This is a genomic window from Actinoallomurus vinaceus (genome assembly GCF_039542055.1).
Lineage (GTDB): Bacteria > Actinomycetota > Actinomycetes > Streptosporangiales > Streptosporangiaceae > Actinoallomurus > Actinoallomurus vinaceus.
The window spans coordinates 1-12352 of sequence record NZ_BAABHK010000018.1 but is presented as its reverse complement, the minus strand read 5'-3'; the positions used below and the strand labels follow the sequence as shown (position 1 = coordinate 12352).

Annotated in this window: 6 protein-coding genes; 2 read left to right on the top strand and 4 right to left on the bottom strand. The window is 69.4% G+C overall.

All coding sequences use genetic code 11. The annotated features are described in order from the left end of the window. Positions 1–2: 2 nt before the first annotated feature. Entirely contained in the window at positions 3–1649 is a 1647-nt protein-coding gene (locus ABEA24_RS43145) for a DUF2201 family putative metallopeptidase (RefSeq protein WP_345439652.1), read from the bottom strand. Positions 1650–1848: 199 nt separating this feature from the next. After that, positions 1849–5988: a beta-galactosidase gene (locus ABEA24_RS43140; protein ID WP_345439650.1), complete on the bottom strand. Its 4140-nt coding sequence runs from the start codon at positions 5986–5988 to the stop codon at positions 1849–1851. Between the two features lie 498 nt (positions 5989–6486). Between ABEA24_RS43140 and ABEA24_RS43135 the strand changes: the two genes are divergently transcribed. Next, a complete protein-coding gene (locus tag ABEA24_RS43135) occupies positions 6487–7545 on the top strand; it encodes a hypothetical protein (protein ID WP_345439648.1) in 1059 nt (352 codons plus the stop codon). Positions 7546–7602: 57 nt separating this feature from the next. On the opposite strand, the gene ABEA24_RS43130 is transcribed toward ABEA24_RS43135, so the two are convergent. Then, positions 7603–7803 carry a hypothetical protein gene (locus tag ABEA24_RS43130; RefSeq protein WP_345439646.1) on the bottom strand — a complete coding sequence of 67 codons (201 nt, stop codon included), beginning with the start codon at positions 7801–7803 and terminating at the stop codon, positions 7603–7605. Between the two features lie 223 nt (positions 7804–8026). Further along, positions 8027–10339, bottom strand: coding sequence for a beta-glucosidase BglX (bglX, locus tag ABEA24_RS43125; RefSeq protein ID WP_345439643.1), 2313 nt, complete (start codon positions 10337–10339; stop codon positions 8027–8029). 855 nt (positions 10340–11194) lie between these two features. Between bglX and ABEA24_RS43120 the strand changes: the two genes are divergently transcribed. After that, positions 11195–12175, top strand: coding sequence for a hypothetical protein (locus tag ABEA24_RS43120; RefSeq protein WP_345439641.1), 981 nt, complete (start codon positions 11195–11197; stop codon positions 12173–12175). The last annotated feature ends 177 nt before the right edge of the window (positions 12176–12352 follow it).

Below are 12352 nucleotides of genomic sequence, written 5' to 3'. Positions count from 1 at the left end.
GGTCATCGTCCGGGTGTGACCCGGTGGCAGGCCATCGGGGGATGGTGCCGTTCAGGCCAGTCGTCTCCGTTGTCGGTGATCAGCCAGATCCACTTGTCGGGGTCGGCGGGGGTGACGTGGGGCGCGTACCCATCGGTCACCATGATGATCGCGTCGGGTTCGGCCTCGAACCGCTTGCCGTTCACCGCGAGCCGTCCCTCGGCGTAGTCGACGACGTTCTGGAAGTCGGTCCCGCCTCCGCCCGACACCCGTTCCCCGGGGACGAACGGCACCACGACGCCGTCGAAGCTGAGCCAGTGGCTCTCCACCCCGTCGGTCTGCCCGACCAGGGTGGTCAGCCACTCGACCACGGAGTCGGGCATGGATCCCGACGTGTCGAACGCGATGAGCACGACCTTCAGCCGCTCCGGTCCGCGTCGGGCCAGCATCGGGTCGTGGCCCAGCGCCAGCATGATCGCGCCCTGCTTCTTCGGGTAGACCAGCCGGTCGCTCTCCTCCAGCTTCGAGGCGAGCACGTCGGTCAACCACCGCTGCCACCAGTCGATCCGGCGGGTCTTCGGGGTGGTGCCGCGCAGTTTGTCCAGGCCCAGGCCGCCCCACAGCCGCTCCAGCCGTTCGCCGCCGTCGGCCGTACGGTCGGCCAGGTCGAGCAGCTCGCCGCGCGCCGCGGGATTACCGCGCAGCGCGGCCTGCATCACCTCGTGGAGCACCTCGTTCCCGAGGTGCTCCACGGTCTCGTCGTCCCTCGGGACACCCCACCGACCGCCCCGTCCGCCGCCCCGCCCGAGGCCGCTGCTCTGGTCGCCGTCCCGCGCGAGGCGGCCGCCTTGGTCGCCGTCTCCGCCGGTGTCGTCGCCCGAGCCGTGGACACCTTCGCCCGGGTCACCCTGCAGGTGGATGCAGTACGCCGGCGCGGGCTCGCTGAGCGCCTTCATCCGGCGCAACTCGCCGTACACCGTGAGGTCGGTGTAACTGAACTCGTCGTACGGCAGGGGGGACAGCCCTTGCCGCCGCAGATCCTCCTGGTACGCCCGGTAGACCAGTCCCGGGTCGACGCCGACCTGCTCTCGCGACCCGTTGCCGTTTCCGCCGCCGGCCGGATCGGCGTCCCCCTCACCGGACCGTCCGCGTGCCGGAATCGTGGGCAGGCCGGCCCGTTCCAACCGGAGCAGGGCGACGTGGTTGATGGCGACCTCGGCGGCCAGCGTGAACGCCGGGTCGGTGCGCAGATCCTCGTCCACGTAGAGGTGCCGGTGCATCAGGTGCCGGGCCTCGTGGAACAGCACGAACTTGACCCCGTCGTGGTCCAGCTCCAGGAAGAAGTACGGGTTGTAGAGCAGGGCGCAGCCGCCGTCGCCGGTGGCCACGACCGCGGCGGTGGGGATCGCGGTGGTGGGAATGTGGTGGTGGCACTTGGCGTACAGCCAGGACGCCACCACGCTCTGCCCGACCCCGAAGTCCAGCAGCGCGGACTCCTTGCGTCGCCGGGCCTCCTCGACCACCTCCGGGTCGCCCGGCTCGTCCGCCATCAGCCGACGCAGGTCCGACAGGCGGGGCTCGACCCGGCGCCGATCGTCCGGCCGGGTGCGGCCGGCGCCGACCGGATGATGATCGGCATGACCGAGGTTTCCGGCAGTGCCACGGCGCATCGGAGCGTCCTTCGATGATGGAATGATCAATCTTGTACCGCCCGCAGGCACGATAGCGGGCTGATGCGACAAAGACGCCGTCGGTCAACCTCGAGCTCAGGGGTGCCGGCAAGCGCCAAAGCGGAGTGCCCCGCTCTGTCGCCGAAGTCGACAGAGCGGGGCACTCCAGGGCACGAGGGGGACGGATCACCCCTGACCGTCAGGCGCCGCCGCAGGTCAGTACCGGGTTCACCCAGTCCCCGTGGTCGTTGCCGTTCCCGTCGCCGCCGTCGCCGACGGACAGGTCGAGGACCTGGCCCCCGGTGACGGGGACGTCGATGTCGACGGGCGTCGACTTCCCGCCCAGCACCGGCGTCGTGGTGAGCACCTTGCCGTCGACGATGACGGAGAAGGTGACCGTGCCCGGGTCGCCGTTGTCCACACCCACGGTGGCGGTGAACCGGCTGCACCGGCCGGCGAGGTACACCTGGACGTCGCTGGGTGAGTTGGTACCCAGGCCCTTGGCGTACACCGTGCCGCCGAGCTTGAGCGGGGTGCCGTCGCCCGCCGCGGTGTTGCCGACGCTCTGGTCGCGTTCGACCGGCCCCCAGCCGTTGGTGGCCGACATGAACGGCAGGTCGCTCACCTGGTCCTTCCCTGCCGGCGGGGCGGGCGGGACGGCGGCGATGACCCGTTCGTCGGTGACGGTGGCGGACCGGCCGCGCTGGACCATGGTCGCGGTGGCCTTGAGGGCGCTGACCTTGTCCATGGTCGCGGGCGCGGTGACGTCCCAGCTGAACGTCGTCGACGTGCCGGGTTCGATCCGCGCGGCGCCGGGCGGAGCGGGCCGTGGGCTGACCGCCCAGCCGTCCGGCGCGGCGAGCTTGGCCGTCACGCCGAAGGCGGTGGGCCGGTCGGCCGGTACGGAGACCGTCGTGGTCGCGGTGAAGCGCTGCCCGGCTTCGGCCGATCCGGGCACCCGCAGGGCGACCCCCGCACCCGGCGCGGCGGGCACGGCGTAGCGCGCCCTGCGGTACCGGGGGCTGTCGTTCTGCGCGACGGTCAGCGAGGAGGCGTAGCTGCCGTAGTTGGTGAGGGCGACCGTGCCGAGGCCGCCGGTGGAGCCGTCGAGGTTCCACACGGCGATGGCGATGCGGTTCGTCCCACGCGGGTTCAGTACGCCGCCCGGAACCGGGAAGCTGTGCTGTGGCCCCAGGTAGTTGACGTAGTTGCCCATGTGCCAGCCGTTGACGTAGATCTCGGCTCGGTACTTGCGGGACGGGTTGTCGGTGAAGGTCAGGCCGAGCGAGGTGTCCTGTCCCTTGGGCAGGTTCAGGTCGACGTCGGTGGCGTACCAGGAGACGCCGGGCGTGGTGTCGGTGGCGGGAAGCCGCACGGGCGACCAGCTGTCGGTCGGGTAGCCGGGCAGCATCCAGCCGGCCCGTTCGCCGTACAGGCCGCCGGTGGCCAGCGGGCCGCGTACGGTGTCGACGGGGGTCTCGCCGCCGCGTACGCCCTGGAGCCGCCAGGTGACGGTGTTCAGCGGGTCGCCGGTGAGGGTGGCGCCGGTCAGGCCGCGGGCGGCCTTGTTGCCGTTGGCGGCGTTGTAGTCCTCCTCGTGGCCCATGTTCACGGTGAGCACGGAGGCGACGTTGTCGCCGCCGGTGTGCACCGTCCCGGCCGGGAAGGTGTACGTCTTCTGCCCGTCGGAGGTGGAGCTGCCGAGGAAGGTGCCGTTGAGCCACACCGAGGAGGCCGCGGCCCCGCCGCCGCTTTGGGCGCTCAGGGTGATGCCGGTCTCCTTGCCGGTGCCGGTGAACCGGCCGCGGTACCAGGTGCTTCCGGTGTGGAAGCCGTAGTCGTCGGCGAACAGCACCGGGAGCGTGCCCGGGGAGGTGGTGCTGTTCGTGGTGGTCTTGTCGGCGGTCTGCCAGCCGGAGTCGTCGAACCCGAGCTGGGACTCGGGGGATTCCTGCACGTGCCGCCAGTCGGTCAGCGCGGGCAGGGTGATGGGGGCGGCGGTGGGCAGGGTGCCGGTGAGGCCGCCGTCGGCGCCGCGCTGGGTCCTCACGCTCCGGCCGTTCCAGGTCAGGGAGTCGGCGGTGGAGAACACTTCGACGGCGCCGTCGGTGCCGGTGTCGCCGGTCAGGGCGAGGGCCGTGCTGTCGGAGACCGCGCCGCGCAGGAGGTGGGTGCCGCGGACCAGCACCGGGCCGGCCGTGGTGTCCTGCCGCCAGAAGGTCTTGGCGGTGCCGGTGTCGGCGAGCAGCAGGAGCAGCGGGTGGGCGCCGCCGGTGATGCTCACCCGGGTCAGGCCGGTGTGCTGGTAGTTCAGCCGCAGGTCACCGGTTGCCGGGTCCCAGGTGGAGTTGACGGTGCCGCCGGTGGCCGTGACGGTGGGCTTGGCCGGGTAGTGCAGGACGGTCTCGCCGTCCGAGCCGTGGTCGCCGTAGAGCACGGCGACGTCCCGCCCGCCGATGGTGGCGTTGGTCATGATCTGCGAGGTGGAGTACCGCAGCTGGTTCCCGCCCAGGTCGTAGCCCGCGACGATGATCGAGGACTCCCGGCCGTCGAGGGCGATGGCGGTACCCGACTGCTGCGGGATCGTGTACACCGGCGCCGTCGAGGCTGAGCCGGTGAGCACGTCGATCGCGTCGACCGTCACGAACGTGCCGGACGCCGCCGCGTTCTTGTCGCCGGTCACGACGATCTTGAGGCTGTGCGGCCCGTAAGTGAGGCCGGTGGCCTGGAAGGCGACGTACTGGTTCTGCTTGGCGGCCCCGTACAGGTCGACGGTCTTGACCTTGGTGCCGTCGAGGTAGACGTCGGCGATGCCGTGGTTGCCGTCGAGGTTGCTGATCCACTTCACACCGGTGCCGGTGAAGTCGACCGAGGCGCCGTCGTCCTTGGTGTTGGAGAAGGACTCGGTGTGCCGGTAGTCGCCGCCGGTGTAGTTCTGCTCGGCGCCGACGTGCGACCACGTACCGGTGTAGTGGAGGGCCGCGTCGGGGTCGTCGTAGGTGTATCCGGGGTGGGCGCCGAAGTCGATCGTCACGTGCGCGGAGTCTTTGGTGGTGGCGGTGGAGTCGGAGTGCCGCAGGACGTGGAACTGGGTCCCGGTGTCGGGGTTCAGCCGGGCGGTGTCGGTGACCTTGGCGTTGTCGGTGGTCGAGGCGATCGCGTCGGTCTTGGTGAGGGGGGCGACGGCCTGGGTGAAGTAGCCGATCAGCTTGTCCTGGTCGTACTTGGGATCGAGCTGACGGTTCTCGCGGATCGCGGCGCCGTAGTCGTAGGAGGTGTAGTTCTGCGGCATGCCCAGCCAGCCCCAGTTGGTGCCGCCGTAGGTCATGTAGAAGCTCTGCGAGGTCGCGCCGACCGCGATGTTCTGCTTGTAGAACACGTCGGCGAACTGGTCGTTGATCAGCTGGGCGCACTTGTCGTAGCCGGGGCCGCCCCACGGGTCGAAGGCGCCGCCCTGGAACTCGGCGGTCGCCAGCGGCTTGCCCGCCACATGGTCGTAGCCGATGTCCGGCACGCCGCGCCACTTGGTGGGGTTGGAGCAGTTGAAGCCCTGCGGGTAGGAATCCGCGGCGTCCACGTCGAGAGCGCCGTCACCGGCGTTGAACGTGCCGTTGTTGTTGCCGACCAGCGGGACCGTGATGCCGTCGGCCGTCGCCTGGTTCTCCAGGTGCTTCATGTACGTCCGGCCGGCCGCGCTGCCGTTGTAGTACTCGTTCTCCACCTGGTACTCGATCACCGATCCCCTGCCGTCGGTGAACTGGTGACGGGCCAGGATGCGGTCGATCTGCGCCTGCCACTCGTCGCTGTACTTCAGGTACTTCGGGTCGCCGGTACGGGTGTTGCCGGCCTTGGTGGAGAGCCAGCCGGGGAAGCCGCCGCCGTCGACCTCGGCGTTGATGTACGGGCCGGGGCGCGCGATCACGTACAGCCCCACCTGGTCGGCGATGTCGAGCAGTTTGTCCACGTCGCGCACGCCGGTGAAGTCGTACACGCCGGGCGCGGGGGAGTGGTAGCCCCAGTCGAAGTAGAGGGAGACCGCGTTGAACCCGGCGGCCTTCATTTTCTGCAGCACGTCGCGCCACAGGTCCTGGTTGGGCAGCCGGAAGTAGTGGAACTCGCCGGACCACAGGTACGTGCGCTTGCCGTCGATCTTGAACGAGTAGTCGTCGTACGTCACGGAGTGTGCCGTCCCGTCGGCGGAGGCGGGGGCCGCCGACGGGACGGGCGCGGCGCTCGCCGCTGACCCGATGCCGGCGCCGAACGCCAGCATCGCCAGGATCAGGATCGCGGTCAGGGCCGCGCGCGAGCGGGGCAGGGGTCTCAGGATGCTGGGGGGCATGATGGGGCCTCGCTTACAGGCGGGACGCGTTTGAGCTTGTGTAAACGCGATGTTTCGTGCGTGCAGTGTGAGGCCTTCCAAAAGGGACCGTCAAGGGTGTGTTTGCGTAACCTTCGCGAGCGCTCGTGCGCGACCAGGCATGTCGTACCCCGAGCCAGCCGCAAAACCGACACCTTGAGATGTTGGAAAATGTTTGTTCTGGAGTGGTTGCGCTCCGCCTCGGGCGTGGCTGCGGTCGGTGCGGCGACGGATCGCCGAGATCGCCTCGTTCCCCGCCTCGCCATCCTGACCGCGGTGGCGAATGACATTTATCGATCACGGTCAAGGTGGCGCTTTTTCGCAATTCGGTCAGCACAATCTTCTGATCATCTGTCCGCATCCGGACTGGCCGTATCAGGCCAGTTGTTTTTCGTTGACCGAGAGGCTGCGCTCTGACTGAGTTGTCCTCGTTGTCGACTTCTCGGTAAAGGGGACCGAGAAGACCGGGGGTTTCATTTCATGAGGCAATTCACCAAAGCGCTGGCGATCACGGGGACGGCGATTTCGCTGATCTTCGCCGGCGTGAACGCGGCCGCCGCCAAGCCGGTCTCACCGGCCGACGCCGCGCCACGAGCGACCACGGGCATCGCCAACACGACCGCCGGCGCGCGGTCGGCGGCGACGTACTGGACGAAGGCGCGGATGGCCGCCGCGACGCCGGAGCCGGCTCCGAGGCTCACCGCCGCCGCGGCCAAGGCGACGCCGGTTCCGGACCGGCTGCCCGCCAAGTCGGCGGCGCCGGCACGTCCGCAGAACGCCGTCAGCCCCAGCGCGGGCGGCGACGTGCACCCGCTGATCGGATCGACGGCGGCGCTGTGGAGCCCGCACGGGCAGATGCCCGCGATCACGACCGGCAAGATCTACTTCACCCGCACGGACGGCAGCGGCGGATACTGCACCGGCAGCGTCATCACCGCGTCGAACCTCAACACGGTCTGGACGGCCGGGCACTGCGTCAACGCCGGCAACGGCGGCGGTTGGTTCTCCAACTTCCTCTTCGTTCCGGACACCGACAATGGAAGCGCCCCATGGGGCAGCTGGTCGTGGAAGTACACCAACACCACGAACGGGTGGGCGAACAGCGGAGATCTGCATTACGACGTCGCCGCGATCGCCTTCTATCCGCTGAACGGCACCAATCTGCAGAGCCGGCTCGGCGCCCAGGGCTACCGCTTCAACTACGGACAGTCGTTCTCGGTGACCACCTTCGGCTACCCGCAGTCCGGCTACAACCGCACCGACTTCCCGGCCAACGGCAGCAAGCTGTACTACTGCACGGGGCAGACCTACCGGAAGAGCAGCAGCAACGATCTGATCGGTCTGAGCTGCGACATGCACCACGGCGCCAGCGGCGGACCATGGCTGACGGACCTGGCCTCGTGGGGCGGCGGCTACATCATCGGCGCCTACAGTCACCGTGACGTCAACTCCAGCGGCGTTCCGACCAACATCGAAGCCCGCTCCGCCAACCACGGCGACGGCGCGATCAACGTCTACAACGACGTCTCCACGCACTGATCCCTGACCCGACGACCGGTGCGGGCGGCATACGCCACCCGCACCGGTTCCGTTCTGTCAGCCGCCGGTGGCGCGCTCCTTGCGTTCCTCGGTCCAGTAGCGCGCGACGTCGTCCGGGTTCTGAGTGGAGCGCACTCCGGTTCCGGCGTCGCCGGGCGAGCGCTGAGCGGCGTTCGCGGCGAGCCCGGTGGCGAGCGCGGCCGCGAGCCCTGCCGCGACCGCCGCGGACGCGACCACGACGAGTGTTCTTCGCTTCATGTCGGTGCCCTCCTATGGCTCCGGCGGGGAGCGGGGTACCGGGACTCATTTGCGCTGTCGAACGCATCCATGAAAGCACGGTCCTCGAGGCCATGGCAGCCTCGACGGGCCTGGGGTGTTCTGCCAGTACGTGGAACGACGGGAATTCCCTGATCCACGGCACGAGCACGAGCATGGGGACCCATGTCCACTCCGCTCACTTTCTCGGCGCGGACCGGTGTGGTCAGCCCTTCGTGACCTGGAAGGAGGCCGACCGGTCGGCGGTGGAGCTGTCACCGGTGTAGACGTCGATGGTTCCGGGCTCGACGACGAACCGGCCGCTGTTGTCGTAGAACCCGACGTCCTGCTTGTCGAGCCGGAACGTCAGGGTCCTGGTCTCGCCGGGTGCGAGCGTGACGCGCTGGAAGCCGCGCAGGCGCCGGACCGGCTGGGAGATGCTCGCGACCGGGTCGTGGAGGTAGAGCTGGACGACGTCGTCGCCGCGGACCTTGCCGGTGTTCCTCACCTCGACCGTGGCGCTGATGCTGCCGCCTGCCCGCATCGTCGTGGCGCTGAGACGCGGTGCGGAGACGTCGAACGTGGTGTAGCTGAGGCCGTATCCGAAGGCGTAGAGCGGGTCGCAGTACGGCAGGTCGCGGTAGCGGGAGTTCCACATCGCCTTCGGATCGCAGGGACGTCCGGTCGGCTCGTGGTCGTAGTAGATCGGCACCTGGCCGAGAGAGCGCGGGAACGACACCGGCAGCTTGCCGCCGGGGTCGACCTTGCCGAACAGCACGTCGGCGACGGCGTTGCCGGCCTGCACGCCGGGGAACCATGCCTCGAGGATCGCCGGGGCGGCGGCCGCGACCTTGGACAGCGTGAGCGGGCGGCCGTTGAACAGCACGACGACGAAGGGCTTGCCGGTCGCCTTGATCGCGTCGATGAGTTGCTGCTGCCTGCCGGGCAGGTCGAGGTCGCTGCGGGAGCCGGCCTCCCCGCTCTGGCCGCGGGCCTCTCCGACGGCCACGACGACCTGGTCGGCGGCCTTGGCCGCCGTGACGGCCTTGTCGAAGTCGGCGTCGGATCCGCACACGTCGTCGGGGGTGTTGTCCGGCGGGTAGCGGTCGAAGATCTGGCAGCCCTGGGTGAAGGTCGTCTTCGGATTCTGGGCCTTGATGCCCTCGTAGACCGAGACGGCGTCCTCGTCGCGGCCCGCCCCGGCCCAGGGGCCGAGCACGTCGTGCTTGTCGTCGCCGAGCGGGCCGATCACGGCGGTGCTCTTGGCCGGGTCGAGCGGCAGCGTGCCGCCGTCGTTCTTCAGCAGCACCATCGACCGGGCGGCCGCGTCGCGCGCCGCCGCGACGGCGTCGGGCCGCAACTGCGCCGCCTCCGCCTTGGACGGGTCGATGTACGGGTGGTCGAACAGGCCGGCGCGGAACTTGACGCGCAGGATCCGGCGTACGGCGTCGTCGATCCGGCTCATCGAGATCCGGTGCTGGGACAGGAGCTGCTTGCCGTAGTCGCGGATGTTGGTGCTGACCATCTCCGAGTCGGTGCCCGCGTTCAGGGCCAGCGCGGCGGCGTCGGGACCGTCGGCGGCGACGCCGTGGCCGCAGGGGCCCTCGTCCGGCGTCTTGGGCGGGCAGGCGCGCAGTTCGGAGATCGCGGTGTAGTCGCTCTCGACGAAGCCGTCGAATCCCCACTCGTGCTTGAGGATGTCGGTCTCGGTGTGCGCGTTGGCGCATCCCGGGGACCCGCCCAGGTCGTTGAACGAGCACATGACGGTGCCCGCGCCGGCCTCGACGGCCGCCTTGAACGGCGGCAGGTAGACGTTGCGCAGCCGCTGCTCGGACATGTCGGTGGTGTTGTAGTCCCGGCCGCCCTCCGGCTGACCGTACGCGACGAAGTGCTTCGGACTGGTGACGACCTTGTCCGGCGCGCTGTAGTCGCGGCCCTGGGCCGCCTTGACCCGAGCGGCGGCGAACACCGAGCCGAGGTACGGGTCTTCGCCGGCGCCCTCGGCGATCCGTCCCCACCGCAGCTCGCGCGAGATGTCCACCATCGGGCCGTAGATCTGCTTGATGCCGACCGCCGCCGTCTCGCGGGCGCTGAAACGGTTGTCGGCGGCGGCGACGTTCGGGTCGAAGCTGCTCGCCGCGCCCAGCGGGATGGGGAAGACCGTGCGGAATCCGTGGATGGTGTCGAAGGAGAACAGCAGCGGGATGTGCAGCCGCGACCGCTCGACCGCCACGTGCTGGAGGTGATCGATCTGATTGGGATCGGTCACGCCGTACACGGTGCCCACGCCCTTCCGGGCGTCTTCGTCGGTCGCCTGCGAGCCGCCCAGCAGTTCTATCTGCTGCAGCTTCTCATCGAGCGTCATCCGGGACAGCAGGGCGTTCACGCGCGCCTCGACGTTCGTGGCGGAGCGTACGGGGGCCATCGCCGCGGCGTCGTCGGTCCGCGTCCCGGCGAGCGACCCGCCGGAGGTGAGGGGGATCAGTGCCGCGATCGCCGTGGCGATCGCGGCCATCCGTCGTGCTCGGTGCAATTTCATCGCTCCCTGGGGCTCGTAGAGGAGGATGGACGAAACCGTGCCCGCGACCGCTCTCCTGGAGTCATTTCGGGGCCTGGCAAGATCACGGACGCGCTGCGAATGGAATCATGGCGATATCGCGTCGTCAAGAGCCTCGTATATGCGACGAGCAGGGAAGCATTACTGTGAGTAAGGATGATCGTCGAACGTGATGGCCATCCGCACGCTCGTTCCAGTCGAGATGGGGCGGCGGTGAATTTGCCTTTATCTATTGGCCGATGTAAGTGGACAACGACCACCCGGTCCGGCCGCTCATCGACCGGTTCTCCGGCTGATCGGGTTCGCAACCCGTCGGCCAGGGCGGGGGATCAGTTGATTAATTGATCTGACTTTGTTCAGACACATGGTCTGATCTGGGGAATCATCCGGGCGCTGCCCGACAATCGGGCCATGATCGACCCTCGACCTACCAAATGCGCGCTGCCGTGGTGTGACGAGGTCATTACGCAGCCGCCGCAGGGCGGCCCTCCGCGTAAGTACTGCACCCCGGCCCACCGAGCCGAAGCCCGCCGCCACCGCCACCAGGAGAGAACAGAGCAGCAGCCGTCGGCCACACCACCGAAGGCGTCTCCGCACACGCCCTCGGCCACAGATCGCAGCAGCCCCAGCGATCACGGGGCATCGCCCGCCCGGCGTCACACCGTCCGTACGGCGCGCCCCCCAGGCGGCCGCAAGCGGCTCCTGTCTCGCGGCCTGGCCGCCTCCGCCGTCCTGGCATCCGCCGCGCTGTTGGCCAACGGCGCCTCCAACACGGGAACCAGCCAGGCACGTCACCGGACGGCCATGGCGACACGCCAGGCACCACCATCGCCGGCGATGCCGGCCGGCAACCCGCTGCTGGCCGAAAGCGCCACCTGGTTCCACCAGGCCACCACCAGCCTGGGCGCCATCAATCGCCAGCTGACCGTCTTGTCCCGTGCTCAACGAGCCGGTCGCGCCGTACCACCGGAACGCCGCACACCGCGACTACGGGCGCTACTGCACCGCCTGGCCGCGCAGATCACCATGTTGCGGCACGAGGAGACCAATCTGCAGACCGCACTGACCGTTCATGATCTCTACCAGAGTTCGAGCGGTCAGCTCGCAGCCCTCAACACCGCACTGGCCCGCCTGCATCAGACCTCCCCATCCGCCGCCGGCACCAACCCACAGGTGCCGCAGCTGACCACCACACTCACCCAGCAGCGGTCCGCCCTCGCCCAGCAGGTCCGCGCGTGGTCCTCCGGGTTGCGGCAAGCGCTCAAACTCCCGCTCCCGGTCCCCGCACCAGCGGCCACCCGCCTCGCCGGCCGCGTCATCACCGCGGCGACCGAGCCGCCGCCCACCCCCCGCACACCGCCCCATCGGCCTCCTGTCATGCAGCCGGGACTTCCACGCAAGCTCCGGCTGCCGACCCATCCCCACGTTCCAGTCGTCCCCACCGCCCCACTCAAGCGACGGCACCTGTCCGCGCCCCTCATCCTGCCCAGGCATCCCCAGCCCGAGCCGGCCACCACATTCACAACGCAGCCGCCGGCACGGCACACGGCGACCGCACCGGCGCCTCTCAACCGACACATCCGTCGGCCCCTCACCGACGCGACCCACACCAAGCCGGCCATCGCCCCTGCGACCGACACCGACACCGACACCGATCAGTGCCGCACCGCGTCGGCGCACGCCGAACCCACCGGAGACCACCACACCGCCGGCACCCTCACGACGCGCCGGCAGCCCGGATCCGTACACGACAAATCCGCTCACGACTCCACGGCCACCCCTGAACACGAAAAGGCCGAAGACACGGACCACGACTGACCTCGGACAGCCACGGGCATCTTCATGGATCTGAGGGCCGCGCTGACGAGGGGACTGTCCGGATCTTTGTGGGCGGGCCGGTGATCGCTTCTAGTTGAGGGTGATGCGGTCGCCGTAGTAGAGCGACAGCGCGTTCAGCGCCGCCTTCCACCCCGGGGTCTTGCCGGTCACGTTAGC